Origin of the sequence: Exiguobacterium sp. JMULE1, from assembly GCF_013337175.1 — a bacterium.
Taxonomy (GTDB): Bacteria; Bacillota; Bacilli; order Exiguobacteriales; family Exiguobacteriaceae; genus Exiguobacterium_A; species Exiguobacterium_A indicum.
This window is the reverse complement of the sequence record NZ_SGWC01000002.1, coordinates 886,232-901,011: the sequence shown is the minus strand read 5'-3', so window position 1 is coordinate 901,011 and position 14,780 is coordinate 886,232. Positions and strand designations below refer to the sequence as shown.

The window sequence follows — 14,780 nt, the reverse complement described above, 5'->3', positions numbered from 1 at the left end:
AGAAAAAGAAGGAGTTCGCTCCTTCTTTTTTGAATAAAGAATATGAATGGCTGTTCATTCATTACATAAAGGAGGAATCAATATGACACAAACGATCATGGTGACGGGTGGAACGAACGGAATGGGGAAAGCGATGGCGCTCGCCTTAAAGGAAGCCGGCTGGAACGTCGTCGTTACAGGACGCGACGCGGAACGCTTGCGACTGATGGATGAAGCATTGGAGCAGATTCAAGGCGAACATCTGACGATTCAGATGGATGTCCGTGATGCTGACGCTTGTCTGGCTGCTGTCAATCAAGCACGGGAACGGTTCGGTCGTCTCGAAGCATTGATCAACAATGCTGCCGGGAACTTCATCTGCCCGACCGACGAGTTATCACCGAATGGATGGAAGACGGTCATCGATATCGTCCTCAACGGGACATTCAACTGCTGTCACGCTCTGGTCAAAGGATGGCAGGAAGATCAAGTCGTTGGCGGACAAATCGTCAACATCGTTGCGTCTTATGCGTGGCAGGCTGGCGCTGGTGTCGCTCCGAGCGCCGCTGCGAAAGCCGGTGTCCTGAACTTGACGCGGACGCTTGCCGTCGAATGGGGCTATAAATATCAAGCCCGTGTCAACGCGATCAGTCCGGGACCGATCGAACGGACAGGTGGTGCTGATAAACTCGCATTGTCACCGGAACACGCGGAACGAATTCGCCGCAACGTCCCGCTCGGTCGATTCGGGACACCGGAAGAGATCGCAACACTTGCAACATGGATGGTGTCAGATCAAGCCCGCTACTTGAACGGAGAATGTATCGCTCTTGACGGTGGACATTGGTTAAATAAACAACCGTTCTAATGATTGAGATGGAATGACTCAAGAAGTCGGTCTCCACAAAGATAAGAATCATGCGTTTCACGCCACTCCTACAGGATTTTGTATCTCCCCTGAGGAAAAGGCGTGAAATAACGCGTCATTCTGTTTTTAAGTCAGCCCCTTGCATGCGTCGCGAACTTTTTTCTTTCTTTTCGCTATGTTTATGAATTATCTAGAACAGGTAGAAAGGACAAGAAGGAGGCGATCGTATGTGGGAAGCGTTCGGTTGGGGAGCGCTAGCAGGTGGGGCCGTTGTCATCGGTGCCCTATTCGGGCTCTACTTACCCTTAAAGCAACGCCTGATTGGTTATATCATGTCGTTTGGGACCGGCATCTTAATTGGAGCAGCGACGTTCGAGTTACTCGATGAAGCATTAAAGAAGTCAACGACGCTCGTCGTCGCAATCTCCTTCATCGTCGGCGCACTCGTCTTTACGGGCTTTGACCTATTCGTTTCGTCACGCGGCGCGAGTAAACGGAAACGCTCGTCTGGTGGGAACGAAGGCACGGGAACAGCGATTTTTTTCGGGACGATTCTTGATGCGATCCCGGAATCAATCATGATCGGTGCCAGTCTGTTATCGGGAAATGTCAGCGCGGCACTCGTCGCGGCGATTTTCGTCAGCAACATCCCGGAAGGCTTATCGAGTACGACCGGTTTGCGAAAAGATGGCTTTTCGAAGAACAAAGTATTACTGATGTGGGGAGTCGTCTGGTTGATCTCCGCCCTCGCCTCACTCGCCGGCTACACGATTCTCGCAGAACTCCCGGACATGCAATTCGCCATGATCGGTAGCTTCGCAAGCGGTGGGATCATTGCGATGCTTGCTTCGACGATGATGCCGGAAGCTCACGAGGAAGGTGGTGCGATCGTTGGTCTGTTCGCAGCACTTGGGTTAATTACTGCCATCATCCTTAGTTAAATACAACATAAAGCGCGTTGTCTGGAAAATGAACCGGACAACGCGCCTTATGTGTTTAAATCGATTTACATATCACCTATTTCTCCCGTAGCACCCTCCCATTCCTGCTTAAAACGATTAACGAACTCTTCCATGTAGCGATGTCGCTCCTCTGCTAAATGAAGTGCTGTGTTCGTATTCATTAAATCTTTTAGCCGGAATAACTTTTCTTCAAAATGATTCAGGGCACTCGTCTCTCCCGTTCGGTCACCCGGTTCTCGTGGTGCTAGACCAGGTACATGCATCGGCTCCCCGAACCGACCAGCGAACTGAAATGTGCGCGCAATCCCGATTGCACCGATGGCATCGAGACGATCAGCATCTTGAACGATTTGCCCTTCGATTGTTTGCATCGGTGGGCGTGTACCGTCTTTATAGGACAGGCTCGTGATGATGTCTAGAATCTGTTCTTGTTCTTCTTCCGTCACCTTTCCTTGCAAAAATGTTGCGACCGTCTCTGCCGTTCCTCCGAGTTTACTATCTGCTACGTCATGGAGTAAGGCAGATAGTTCGATGATTTTGACGTTCCCGCCTTCTTGTTTGGCAATATGTAACGCTAAACGGCGAACCCGTTCGATATGGGCATAATCATGACCTGAAAAGTCCGTCGCGTGAAACGACCGGACGAAGATTTCCGTTTCTTGAATCATTGTCGATCTCTCCATTCCGGTTCGAGTAATCCGTACAGTAACATATCATGCCGCTCTCCGTCTCGTCGTAAAAAGGCACGGTATCTTCCTTCCTGTACGAACCCGAGTCGTTCGTACAGCTTAACCGCACGTGTATTATACTCAAAGACCGTCAATTGAATCCGGTACAAGTTCAACTCTAAGAAGGCGTACTCTAGTATCGTCTGTAGCGCATCCGTCGCATACCCTTGTCCTTCACAATCCGGATCGATGCCGATCATCAGCCATGCTGTTCCGTGTGTCGGTAATATATCTTCTAATGCGACCACCCCAATCATCCGTTCATCTTCGAAGTTACGAATCGCAAACCGAAACGTCTCCGGAGCATCCGTCGCCATCATCTGTTCAATCTTTTCCTTCGATAAGTGACGATATGGCGTCGCACTGAAATGACGAGCAAACGTTGCATCGTCAAGCAGACGTTGCATCACTTCGGTATCTTCCGACTGAAAACGCGTCAGACGAGTATGATGACCTTCAAGCAATTTTTTCATTCTTATCCCCCTCTCTACTAAAAACCGAAAAACGCTAACCCTCTTCAGAGTTAGCGTGCTGTGCTCATAAAACTTTTTCGAGGAATTTTTTCGCCCGGTCCGTCTTCGGATTGTCGAAGAGTTCGACCGGTGAACCTTCTTCCATCAGAATCCCCTCATCGAGGAACAAGACGCGATCCGCGACTTCTTTGGCGAAGCCCATCTCGTGAGTGACGATGACCATCGTCATTCCGCTTTCCGCCAATTGTTTCATGACGTCCAGTACTTCGTTGACCATCTCTGGGTCAAGCGCTGACGTCGGTTCATCAAACAACATGACGTTCGGTTCCATCGCAAGAGCGCGTGCGATTGCGACCCGTTGTTTTTGTCCACCTGACAACTGGTTCGGGTAATTATCGCGTTTTTCAGCTAGACCGACACGTTCAAGCAATGTCTCTGCCCGCTTGACTGCCTCGTCTTTTGAGATACCAAGGACGTTGATTGGTGCGTACGTCAAGTTATCAAGAACAGACTTATGTGGGAACAAGTTAAATTGTTGGAACACCATGCCGATGTTCTGACGTGCTTTCGAGATGTTCGCTTTTGGTTTCGTTAATTCAAAACCATCGACGATGATCGTTCCACTCGTTGGTTGCTCAAGTAAGTTGATACACCGTAGAAATGTTGATTTACCGGATCCCGACGGTCCAATGACAGCGACGACTTCACCGCGTGTGACTGTCGTCGAGATACCTTTTAATACTTCTAATTTTCCGAACTGCTTATGCAAATCGGTGACTTGGATCATAGGTTCCATCTGATTACCCACTCTTTCTCATAGCTTTTTCGACTTGTTGGCCTATCAAGCTCAATCCCATGACGAGAACAAAATATACGAATCCGGCAAACAACAACGGTTCGAAATAAATCGCCTTTTCTCCTCCAACGATTTGCGCACGACGCATGACGTCGAGCACACCGACTGTCGAGACGAGTGCCGATTCCTTCGTCAACGTGATCAATTCGTTCATGATCGCCGGAAGGATATTTTTAAAGGCTTGTGGCAAAATGATCGAACGGAGTTGTTTGAAATACGAAATACCAAGCGCATCTGCCGCTTCCCATTGTCCACGATCAACAGCCTGAATCCCTGCCCGAATGATTTCCGAGATATATGCTCCGGAGTTCAAGGAGAAGGCGATGATTGCCGATTGGTATCCTGTCGTCACATACCCTGTCAACTGTGGTAATCCGAAGTGGACGATCGCAAGTTGCAAAATCAATGGTGTCCCCCGGAAGATCGCTGTGTAAGCATGACCAATGAAACGGAGGAAACGGCTCTTCGTGATTTTCAGTGCCGCGACGACGATTCCGATCAGCATCCCGGCAATGGCCGCCACGATGACGACTTGGAACAGGACCGGAATCCCCTCAAGAATATATGGAATTGAATCTTGAATCTTTGTAAAGTCTATCATAATCAATCTCCTAACGTCGCACAAAAGGGATGAGGTTACCCCCACCCCCATGCACTTGACTTATTTTGCTTCTTTTTGGAACCATTCTTCTGCCAATTTATCGATTTCACCACTGTCAATCATCTTCTTCAACTCTTTGTTGAAATCGTCACGCATCTTGTCCCCTTTTTTGAAGGCGATCGCTGATCCAGCTGGACCATCTTCTTTAATCTGGTACGTTTTCAGGGATGCATCTTGATCCATGTATTTGACGGCAACTGCGTCCTCAATGATGAGGGCATCAATCCGACCTGTATTCAATTCTTGAATGATTTCTGGGATTTTGTTCAAAGGAACCGCTTCGCTATCTTTGAAGCGATCTTTTGCGAGTCCCTCTTGGATGGATCCAAGCTGGACACCGATTTTTTTGCCTTTGAGTTCGTCTTCCGAACTGATCGCTTTATCCTTCGTCATGACCAAGTTTTTCGATTCGAAGTAAATGTCTGTGAAGTCAGCATTTTTCTTCCGTTCTTCTGTCGGTGTCATACCCGCCATGACGAAATCGACACGACCTGAGCTGAGGGCACCAAGTAGGCTACCGAATTCCATGTCTTCGATTTTTAAGTCATACCCGAGATTTTTCGTGACTTCTTTGGCGATCGCAACGTCGAACCCAACGATGTCCTCTCCTTTTTTCGTATCGATGTATTCAAATGGGAAGTAATCCGCTGACGTTCCCATCGTCAATACTTTATCGCTTTTGCTTGATCCACCTGTTGATTCTTCCGACGCGCCACATGCTGCCATCGTGACTGCCAGAATGCCTGCCATTGCCGTTGCTAATAATTTTTTCATTCGAGTTTTCCCCTTCCAACGCTCAATTGTCAGAACTTTAACAATAGTATGACTTATGTGTATGTCCAATTCAATACCGAAAAGCCTGACCTGTTCTATTGCTTTTAGGATATACGAATATTTATTCACTGTAAAGCATAAATATATAAATTTTTTTGAGTTTCTATTCATAAATCATGCATAAATGACTTTTTATACAATTTTGCAAACGCTTTCAATTTTAAAATTTATTATTTTAATCTCATGAATACGCAAAAAAAGACTCCTTTATCAGGAGCCTTCTTTGCTTATGCGTAGATTTCAATCAATGATTCAAGTTTCTCGACGACCTCTTCCGCCGTGAACGATTCGATGTCGAAGCGCTCGACCATCGAGAGGATGTTTCCATCTTGCATTAATGCAAATGATGGAGATGAAGGTGGGTAACCTTCGAAGTATTCACGCGCACGGTCTGTCGCTTCGCGATCTTGTCCAGCGAATACCGTGACGAAATGATCGGGCTTGATACCCTCTTTCCGATTAACGTACGCTGCAGCAGGACGGGCGATCCCGCCAGCACATCCACACACCGAATTGACAAGGACAAGTGTTAGCCCTTCGCGTTTCATTGCTTCATCCACGCTCTCTGGCGTCGTTAATTCTTCAAATCCAGCAGCTTGCGCTTCTTTGCGGGCTGTTTGGACGACATCTTCAAAATACATTTGGAAATCCATCGTATTGCCTCCTTTGATTCGTTCTCCTTCTTATTGTACGAGTTTCGGTGAAATCTGTCCAAGTCTGCCGCTTAATTCAGTTTCTAAAAATGGTCGGGCATGCAACAAATCACGGAACGCGATGTAACGATCGATTTTCTCTTCCGTTGGTCGCTTGTTTTGTTTGTATGCTCGAATCAAGATGTTCTTCGGTGTGTGCTCGAGATCAATGAATTCGAGAAGTTGCGCTTCATATCCGACCAGTGTTAGCAACTCAGCACGAATCGAATCTGTCGCCAGTGATGCGAATTTTTCTTTGATCAGTCCGTGCTGGAGCATGACATCGAGTGGCGAACAGTCCAGTTGACGGTTCAATTCCTTTTGACAGCACGGTACGCTCAGGATGACTGATGCATTCCAGTCGACAGCTCGTGCGAGTGCGACGTCCGTCGCGACATCACAAGCGTGAAGTGTCACCATCAGGTCGACTTCCGTCTCCCCTGTGTAATCATGAACGTCCCCGACGCGGAATGTCAGATCGGTATAATCCAGATCACGCGCAATTTGCGTACATTCTTCGATGACTTCTTTCTTTAAATCAAGACCTGTCACTTCGAGGTCGAATCCTTTGACGACTTTTAGATAATGATAGAGAGCGAACGTCAAATACGACTTCCCGCATCCGAAGTCCAAGATCCGGAGTTTTTTTCCTTTTGGCAAGGCAGCAATGCTATCCTCAACGAATTCAAGAAAGCGATTGATTTGTTTAAACTTATCATACTTCTGTTTTTTGACTTGACCCGCTTCCGTCATGACGCCTAAGCGAATCAGAAACGGAACCGGCACACCGTCTTCTAATAGATAGGTTTTTTTTCGGTCATGCGACAAGAGAGCTTTCATCGGCTCCTTTTTGGATGTCTTGATCGCGACTTTCATCTTTTTCGAGAGCTGGAATTGCCATTCTTCTTCTTCAAAACGGAATAAGAATTGACGGAATTCCGTGAACCAGTCATCGAGTCGTCCGACGAAATCGTCAATTAAAATATTTTCATGCTTCATAACGCGTTCAAATTGAAACTCTACCTGCATCATCACCGTATCTCTTAATAGAATCGGTTTTACCTTGATTCGTCGGAGATCATTTGATTTTTGACGCGGATTACTTATCGTTGCATGGATCAGTGTTCCTTGCGTGATTTGCGAGGCAAGACTCGCTTTTAATTCATGTAGTTCCACTAGTCGTCCCGTCCTTTTCTGATGTTCTTTCGAAACTGTAGCAAATTCGTACCTGTTCGACAAGTTTACACGCTTTATCATTCGTACGTAATCAAAAGGAGGAATTCATCATGTTCAAAAAAATTCTCTCACAAATCGGAATCGGTGCCGCAACGGTCGATACACGCTTGACGGATGACCGCTGTGAACCAGGCGGTCAAATTCACGGTGTCGTCCATATCAAGGGTGGAAACGTCGATCAAGAAATTGATCGAATTTATCTTGAATTCAACACGCAGTACAAACAAGAAGTCAATGATAGCACGACGTTTACGACCTTCACGCTCGACCGATTTGCCTTAAATGAAGCGAAGTTCACGATTGAAGCGGGTGTCGAGCGGGAAATTCCCTTTACATTACGCGTACCGCTGAATACACCACTCTCCGTCAGTCAATCGAAATCGTGGATCGAGACGGGACTCGACATCGCTCAAGCCGTCGATCCATCGGACCGTGACGCCGTCATCGTCGAAGCAAACCGCTACCAAGCGACAGTCTTAGACGCGATGGAGTCACTTGGCTTCCGATTGAAAAAAGCCGATACGGAAAAATTACCTGGACGATTCCGGAAAGATTTACCGATTGCTCAGGAGCTTGAGTATTCAGCTCGCAATACACACTACGCCCATAAACTGGATGAGATCGAAATCATCATGCTTCAAGACAGCTCAGGGATTGATTTAATCGTCCAAGTCGACCGTCGTGCGCACAGTCTTGGTTCATTATTCAGTGAAATGGCTGGTGCGGATGAGTCGATGATCAAACTGCGTCTGTCCAATAGTGAACTGCAGGATCAATCGTTCGTCGAACGTCAGCTGACAAGCATCGTGGAACGCTATAGCTGATCAATCGATCGACTTTACTTGAAAGTGATTCCTCTTCAGGGGGAGTCACTTTTTTTCATTCAAGTCAGTTTGTCTAAAAACATCTTTGAAATTTATTTCAATTTGAAATCGTTTACAAATAAAATATTGTTTTAAAACAAACACCTTGCTATACTGTCCGTATTGAAAAGAATTCCAGTCACGGTTTGACTAAAGGAGGACATACATCATGAAAAAAATCGGACAGTTCACGTTAACAGCCGGACTCGCAGCAGTACTCGTCTCAAGTAGTTTACCTGTCATGGCAGAGGCAGGATCTTCAGCCGATCGGATCAGTCACAAAATCGACACGATGACACTCGAACAAAAAATCGGGCAGATGATCATGCCGGACTTCCGGCAGTGGAATGGCAGCAATCATACGTCGCTTGCCCCAGAAGTCGCGAACATCATCGATCGCTATGATTTAGGCGGCGTCATCTTGTTTGCTGAGAACGTCAGCGAAACCGAACAGACGACGAAACTCGTTCATGATCTGCAAGAAGTCGTCAAACAAGACGCTAGCAACGATATTCCGCTCTTCGTCACGATCGACCAAGAAGGTGGAATCGTTACTCGGCTCGGAACAGGGACGAACTTACCTGGCAACATGGCGTTAGGTGCGACCCGCAGTAGTGCATACGCGAATGATGCCGGTCATATCATCGGTTCGGAACTGCGTGCGCTCGGCATCAATGTCAACTTTGGTCCGGTTCTCGACGTCAACAGCAATCCTGGAAATCCTGTCATTGGTGTCCGCTCGTTCTCGAGTGATCCGGAGCTCGTCGGCACACTCGGTTCCGCTCTAATGAAGGGAATTCAGTCTGAAGGTGTCGCGGCGACCGCCAAACACTTCCCGGGTCACGGCGATACGGCGACCGATTCCCACTATGGATTACCGGTCGTTGACCGGTCCCTGCAGGAGCTAGAACAAGTCGAGCTCGTACCGTTCAAGCGAGCTATTGCTGAAGACATCGATATGATCATGACAGGACACATCGGGATGCCGCAAATCGAACCTGAAGTCGTCACGTCGACAAATGGTACCTTCCCTTTACCTGCGACGTTATCGGATGATGTCATCACGGGCGTACTGCGCGAAAAACTTGGCTACGATGGCATCGTCATCACAGACGCGTTGAACATGCAGGCGATCGCCGACAACTTCACGGAATCAGAAGCCGTCTTAAAGACGTTTGACGCCGGTGTCGATATCGCGCTCATGCCGACGATCCTTCGTTCCGAGCAGGATGTCACAAAACTCGACCGGATTTTCAAGGATGTGATCGCAGCAGTCAAAGATGGTCGCCTCTCAGAGGAACGGATCGATCAATCGGTTGAGCGGATTCTGACACTGAAAGCAGAACGCGGAATTTGGAACGGTACGACTGACACGACATCCCTAGCTGAAAAAATCGCGCAATCGAACCAAATCGTCGGTAGTCCCGAGCATAAAGCAAAAGAACGTGCGATGACGGAAGCCGCGGTCACACTCGTGAAAAATGATCAGCGGACCTTACCATTCAAACCGAAAAAGAATGCCAACGTTCTTGTGATCGCTCCTGCGGCGGATCAAACGGACAGCATGAAAAAAACGATCGCTTCCCTACCGAAGAATCGGAACTGGCACGTGACGACAGCGAATTACTCGGCTACTACGCTACCGCTCGACCAAAACCCGACATTACGGGCGCAACTCGATGCAGCAGATTACATCATCGTCGGTTCCAACGTCAACACGAGTGCTAAACTACTACCTACTGCACCAGAACAAGCGATTCCGGCTTCGATCTTCCGCTATGCGAAACAAACGGATACACCATCCGTCCTGCTCAGTCTCCGTAACCCATACGATGTCGCCGTTCAACCGGACGCACCGGCACACGTCCTCGTCTATGGCTTCAAAGGCGATCCAAACGGTCCAGACTCCGAAGCAGGCAATCTAAAATCAGCGGGACCGAACCTGCCTGCAGGTATCCGAGCAATCTTCGGAACGTTCAAACCGCAAGGCACTTTACCGGTTGATGTGCCGGTCTTTAAGAACGGTGTCTTTACCGATCAACTGCATCTCGAATTCGGTGACGGCTTTAAAAACTGGAAAAAATGATGACGTGATACACCAAAAGACCGAAGCTCCTTAAAGGATGCCTCGGTCTTTTAATGATTGATACGGATATTCAGCTTCTTCTTTCGCACGATGGTAGACGCGGTATAACCAATAAGTCAGCAGTGCATAGACGACGATGACAAGAACAGCAGAAATATAGCTTCCCATGCTATACGCTACCTTGAAGTTTCGAGTCGATGCGGATATACCGGATAACACAATCAACGTTGGGATGATAAGTCCTACAAATCTTACTTTGACTTTACCAAGCATTCGTTGCATAGCATATGCCGCGAGGATCACGAGTGCGATGACTACGATTTCCATTCCAATCCCTACTTTCACTAGATGGTATTCCTAATTCTACCATCTACTGGTTTAAGAAGATACCGGGCGTGCTGGAATCGTTTCGTAGACCGACGTGAACGTCTCTTCCGTCCACCCCATGTGCCAGAAGAGTAACTCATAGTAACAACTTGTCACGAAATGACGTTTCATCCGCTCGCGTTCCGTTGGGCTCGCTTGCTCCGCCAGCGCATCAAGCCGTGCAATCTGTTCCAAGACGACCTTTTCAAACCATTCCGAGCTATACGTGTCGATCCATTGCTGATAGATTTTTTCTTCCGGTGTACACGTCAGTAATTGTTGCCCGACTTCGTAATACAACCAGTAACATGGCAAGATGGCAGCAATCGTCTCACCAAGCGTTCCTTCACTCGCATGATGCATGTGCGAGACGTACGCATATGCTGTCGGTGCCGGTTCAAATGCTTCAAGGTCTGCTGCCGTAATACTGAGCGGCTCAAAAAATGATTGATGTAAGCTCAGCTCTGCCTCGTAAGTCGAAGTAGCATGTTCGGCAAGTGTCGCGATCGTCGCGAAGTCGTCTGCTTTTGACGCTGCCTTCGCTTGAATCTTCGCAAAGTGTTTTAAGTAATAGGCATCCTGCATGACGTAATGCCGAAATTTCGAGAGTGGTAACGTCCCCTCCCCGATTCCTTGTACGAACGGGTGCGTAAAACTACTATCCCAATACGCTTGTGCCGCTTGTTTGATTTCTTGTGTGAATGTCATGATCTCATCCTCCTCGTTTGGTATGAAACGAAAAAACACCACCCCGAAACACACGGGCATGGCGCAAGAAGAACAAGACTTGACGCCACTTCCCTCCGTAAGTACGAACTTAATCAGGTTCAAAGGGTCCGAACGTCTTCGTTCGTCTCAGTCAGCCTACTGACTCCCCTAGTGGTCATTATTCGATTCTCATCCACTATAGCATGCTGAAAACGGAAGTCAAGTTGTCCTTTTTTCGCTATACTATGGAGTGTCAGAAGACGGATACCGTCTCCATCTGCAGACCGATTCCGAACAGACATCGTTACCGTACACTAAATTTAGTACCTGATACTATAATTCATTCTGTTACTTACAATTGGAGGATTTCATTATGCATACACCAACAAAAATCATGGCATCAGCCGTTATCGCTTCTGCTCTATTACTTCCGACAGCCGCTTCTGCCGAACAAGTCGTTGATAAGACGATCGTCACACTCGGTGAGTCGCTCGGCGAAAAGGATAAGGCTTGGGTGCTTTCCCGTCTCAATGCACCGGAAGGCATCACGCCAATCATCGCAACCTCTGCTGACGAAGAAAAATATCTTGGGAAAAACATTCCACAGTCGCAAAAAGGTGGCAACATGTATTCGTCAGCTAAGATCGAACTGACGGAAAAAGGAGATGGACTTTCCGTCTCGACGGAGAACATCACGTGGGTGACGAAGGATATGTATCTCAACGCTCTCGTCACAGCGGGTGTCAAAGATGCCGACATCACGATCACTTCTCCCTACAAGGTGACCGGGACATCGGCACTGACAGGAATCATGAAAGCGTACGATCAAACTTCCGCTGAGACGGGAATTAAGTTAAGTGACGAACGCAAGGATTTAGCACAGCAAGAATTATCGGTCACATCAGACGTCGGAAAAACGGTCGGCACGGATAAAGTCGCTGACTTAATGAATGAGATCAAGGCTGAGATCGCCAATCAAAAACCGGAAACCAAAGTCGAGGTCGAAAACCTGATCGTCCAAGTCATTCAAAACAACAATATCCAGTTGTCTGACGCACAAATGGACCGGTTGACGAATCTATTCAATCAAATGGAGCAAGCGAACATCAACTGGGGACAAATCGAGAGTGGTTTGAAAAATGCGGGGCAAGACATCCACGCGTTCGCAACATCAGAAGAAACGAAAGGATTTTTCGCTAAATTATTCGATGGACTCAGTGACTTCTTCAGTTCAATCGCGGGTGTGTTCAAATAATTCAGACTTCCGTAACTGACAAAAAAATAGTAAACTAGAGATATCTGAAACGAAAGGTGGTGTGAAAAGATGGACTTTGCCGCGTGCAAACACTGGTTGATGGAACAATTGTATCTGTTGCGCGCGATTTTTCATGAAATGGCGTTCTAAGGCACCCGTCTGTCCTTTTTTAAGAACTTCATGAATGAAAAATACTGCAAAGCGCATCTTTCACACGTTAGGGAGAGTGCTATTTGCGCTCTCCTTTTTTGATGCGCGCGAAAGGATCAATTGATTATGATGATTTGCGACATTCAACACCTGACCAAACAATTCGGAGGCGAAACGATCTTAACGGATGTTTCCCTCTTCTTAAACGAATACGACCGTGTCGGTCTGATTGGACGAAACGGGAGTGGTAAGACGACATTACTCCGCTTGCTTGCTCGCCTTGAGCAACCGGACGGTGGTGTCATCTATCAAAAGAACGGTTTGACGATCGGCTACTTGGAACAACTTCCTGTATATAGTGAAACGATGACCGGACTCGACGTCCTTTGGACAGCGTTTGAAGACATCCTCGCGATCCGTTCTCGGATGCAACAGTTGGAGCAAATGATGGCGACAGCACCAGAGAATCTTGATGCGTTACTCGCACGATATGCGGAAGCGACGAATGCGTTCGAACAAAAGGATGGCTATCTACTCGACTCGAAAATCGAGCGCATGGTGAACGGGTTACACCTTCGTCCGTTACTCACTCGTCCTTTCCACCAGTTGAGTGGTGGTGAACAGACGAAGATTTGTCTCGGTCGCATGTTACTCATGGAGCCAAATCTGCTCATTCTTGACGAACCGACGAACCATCTTGATTTAGCTGCCGTGGAATGGCTGGAGCAGTTCTTACGGGACTACACAGGAACCATCCTGCTCGTCTCTCACGACCGGGTCTTCTTAGACGCCGTCGTCACCTCGATCGTTGAACTCGAGGACGGTGAACTGACAACCTATATAGGGAACTACAGCGCGTTCGTCGTCGAACGTGAACGTCGCTTGATGGAACAGTTCCACGCCTACCAAGAGCAACAGAAAAAAATAAAGAAAATGAAGGAAGCGATTCGTCGACTCCGGCAATGGGCAAACGAAGCGTCTCCACCGAGTGAGAAATTATTCCGTAAAGCAAAATCAATGGAACGAGCACTCGAGCGGATCGAACGGATTAAACGACCACAACTCGAAGCCAAAACCGCTGATGTCTCCTTCTCTTCCACTGATCACACGAGCCAAGTCGTTTTTCGCGCTGAAGAACTCTCGTTTGCTTACGGAACCCGCCACATTTTTGATGACGTCTCGTTCGAGATCATGGCACAGGATCGGATCGCGATTGTCGGAACGAATGGAAGCGGAAAATCGACGTTGCTCTCACTGCTGCTTGACGAATTATCACCTGACGCAGGCACACTCACGCGTGGACCATCGAATCGGATCGGTTTCCTGTCCCAGCATGCCCATTTCGAAGAGGACGCGCGGTTAATCGACTGGTTTAGAGACCGGATTGCCGTTCCAGAAGCGGAAGCCCGCCATATCCTAGCCCGGTTCCTGTTCTTTGGACCAACTGTCTTTCGGTCCATTTTGTCACTGAGCGGAGGCGAACGTGTGCGATTGCAACTCGCCGTCCTCGTTCATTCGTCGATCAATGTATTAATTCTCGACGAGCCGACGAACCATCTCGATATTGAATCAAGAGAGACACTCGAAGAAGCACTCGAGAATTTTTCTGGTACATTGATTGCCGTCTCACACGACCGCTATTTCTTGAATCGGCTTTTTCCGCAGATCCTGTGGCTCGAAAATGGTCTGACGCGTTATCATGGTACGTATACGTATGCTCAACAGAAGCGTACTAAGGTCGCTACGTCTTCCTCACTCCACGTAACCCCTCAAAAACCAAAACGCTTGTCACAACACGAGTTAGAAGTGCAGATCGAGCGGCTTGAACAGAAATTAGCAAAACGTGAAAAACCGACCGATACCGTTTCTAAAAGCATCCAACAGCAACTCGATGACCTATACGAACAGTTACTACAGTATGGATGATCCAGCTTTACTTGACTGTCACTCTCGATACCGAGAGTGACAGTTTTTCGTTCATTCATAAGATTTCATCATATGTTTTTTTAGCTAACCTTATTAAGTTTTAAAATTTTATTTTATTTTGTTGTTGCTTATTTTCA

At 47.5% G+C, this 14,780-nt stretch carries 15 protein-coding genes and 1 riboswitch; of the genes, 6 read left to right on the top strand and 9 right to left on the bottom strand.

What is annotated here, in order from left to right; translation table 11 throughout:
* The first annotated feature begins 82 nt into the window (after positions 1 to 82).
* Both fadH and EXW93_RS04765 read left to right on the top strand, forming a co-directional pair.
* The gene (fadH, locus tag EXW93_RS04770; RefSeq protein ID WP_058712928.1) at positions 83 to 847 is read left to right on the top strand and encodes a 2,4-dienoyl-CoA reductase; all 765 of its coding nucleotides are present in this window, start codon (positions 83 to 85) and stop codon (positions 845 to 847) included.
* A gap of 227 nt (positions 848 to 1,074) precedes the next feature.
* Positions 1,075 to 1,788, top strand: coding sequence for a ZIP family metal transporter (locus tag EXW93_RS04765; RefSeq protein WP_023467622.1), 714 nt, complete (start codon positions 1,075 to 1,077; stop codon positions 1,786 to 1,788).
* Positions 1,789 to 1,853: 65 nt separating this feature from the next.
* Here EXW93_RS04765 and EXW93_RS04760 read toward each other — a convergent pair whose 3' ends face one another.
* The 7 genes from EXW93_RS04760 to EXW93_RS04730 form a co-directional block, all read right to left on the bottom strand.
* Complete coding sequence (locus EXW93_RS04760) at positions 1,854 to 2,492, bottom strand: HD domain-containing protein (protein ID WP_041255032.1); 639 nt, start codon at positions 2,490 to 2,492, stop codon at positions 1,854 to 1,856.
* On the bottom strand, positions 2,474 to 3,010 hold the full coding sequence (locus EXW93_RS04755) for a GNAT family N-acetyltransferase (RefSeq protein WP_023467620.1): 537 nt from the start codon (positions 3,008 to 3,010) through the stop codon (positions 2,474 to 2,476). Before EXW93_RS04755 ends, EXW93_RS04760 begins: the two co-directional genes overlap by 19 nt.
* Before the next feature lie 64 nt (positions 3,011 to 3,074).
* Positions 3,075 to 3,797 carry an amino acid ABC transporter ATP-binding protein gene (locus EXW93_RS04750; RefSeq protein ID WP_041255311.1) on the bottom strand — a complete coding sequence of 241 codons (723 nt, stop codon included), beginning with the start codon at positions 3,795 to 3,797 and terminating at the stop codon, positions 3,075 to 3,077.
* 13 nt (positions 3,798 to 3,810) lie between these two features.
* The gene (locus tag EXW93_RS04745; RefSeq protein ID WP_041255309.1) at positions 3,811 to 4,470 is read right to left on the bottom strand and encodes an amino acid ABC transporter permease; all 660 of its coding nucleotides are present in this window, start codon (positions 4,468 to 4,470) and stop codon (positions 3,811 to 3,813) included.
* A 57-nt stretch (positions 4,471 to 4,527) separates the two neighbouring features.
* A complete protein-coding gene (locus EXW93_RS04740; RefSeq protein ID WP_023467617.1) occupies positions 4,528 to 5,301 on the bottom strand; it encodes a transporter substrate-binding domain-containing protein in 774 nt (257 codons plus the stop codon).
* Positions 5,302 to 5,588: 287 nt separating this feature from the next.
* Positions 5,589 to 6,014 (bottom strand): BrxA/BrxB family bacilliredoxin, encoded by a 426-nt coding sequence (locus EXW93_RS04735; RefSeq protein ID WP_023467616.1) that lies wholly within the window; start codon positions 6,012 to 6,014, stop codon positions 5,589 to 5,591.
* Between the two features lie 30 nt (positions 6,015 to 6,044).
* On the bottom strand, positions 6,045 to 7,229 hold the full coding sequence (locus tag EXW93_RS04730; protein ID WP_023467615.1) for a class I SAM-dependent methyltransferase: 1,185 nt from the start codon (positions 7,227 to 7,229) through the stop codon (positions 6,045 to 6,047).
* Between the two features lie 110 nt (positions 7,230 to 7,339).
* Here EXW93_RS04730 and EXW93_RS04725 point away from each other — a divergent pair, with 110 nt between their 5' ends.
* Positions 7,340 to 8,113: a sporulation protein gene (locus EXW93_RS04725; protein ID WP_023467614.1), complete on the top strand. Its 774-nt coding sequence runs from the start codon at positions 7,340 to 7,342 to the stop codon at positions 8,111 to 8,113.
* A gap of 208 nt (positions 8,114 to 8,321) precedes the next feature.
* Positions 8,322 to 10,238, top strand: a complete 1,917-nt coding sequence (locus EXW93_RS04720; protein WP_174316069.1) for a glycoside hydrolase family 3 protein — start codon at positions 8,322 to 8,324, stop codon at positions 10,236 to 10,238.
* A 30-nt stretch (positions 10,239 to 10,268) separates the two neighbouring features.
* Here the strand turns inward: EXW93_RS04720 and EXW93_RS04715 are convergent, their stop codons facing one another.
* Together EXW93_RS04715 and tenA are read right to left on the bottom strand one after the other, a co-directional pair.
* Positions 10,269 to 10,565 carry a hypothetical protein gene (locus tag EXW93_RS04715; protein ID WP_156323186.1) on the bottom strand — a complete coding sequence of 99 codons (297 nt, stop codon included), beginning with the start codon at positions 10,563 to 10,565 and terminating at the stop codon, positions 10,269 to 10,271.
* Between the two features lie 51 nt (positions 10,566 to 10,616).
* The gene (gene tenA, locus EXW93_RS04710; RefSeq protein ID WP_174316068.1) at positions 10,617 to 11,312 is read right to left on the bottom strand and encodes a thiaminase II; all 696 of its coding nucleotides are present in this window, start codon (positions 11,310 to 11,312) and stop codon (positions 10,617 to 10,619) included.
* Positions 11,313 to 11,385: 73 nt separating this feature from the next.
* Positions 11,386 to 11,492: riboswitch (TPP riboswitch) on the bottom strand.
* A 193-nt stretch (positions 11,493 to 11,685) separates the two neighbouring features.
* On the opposite strand from tenA, the gene EXW93_RS04705 reads away from it, so the two are divergent.
* Together EXW93_RS04705 and abc-f are read left to right on the top strand one after the other, a co-directional pair.
* A complete protein-coding gene (locus tag EXW93_RS04705) occupies positions 11,686 to 12,567 on the top strand; it encodes a DUF1002 domain-containing protein (protein ID WP_174316067.1) in 882 nt (293 codons plus the stop codon).
* Positions 12,568 to 12,843: 276 nt separating this feature from the next.
* Positions 12,844 to 14,643: a ribosomal protection-like ABC-F family protein gene (gene abc-f / locus EXW93_RS04700; RefSeq protein ID WP_174316066.1), complete on the top strand. Its 1,800-nt coding sequence runs from the start codon at positions 12,844 to 12,846 to the stop codon at positions 14,641 to 14,643.
* The last annotated feature ends 137 nt before the right edge of the window (positions 14,644 to 14,780 follow it).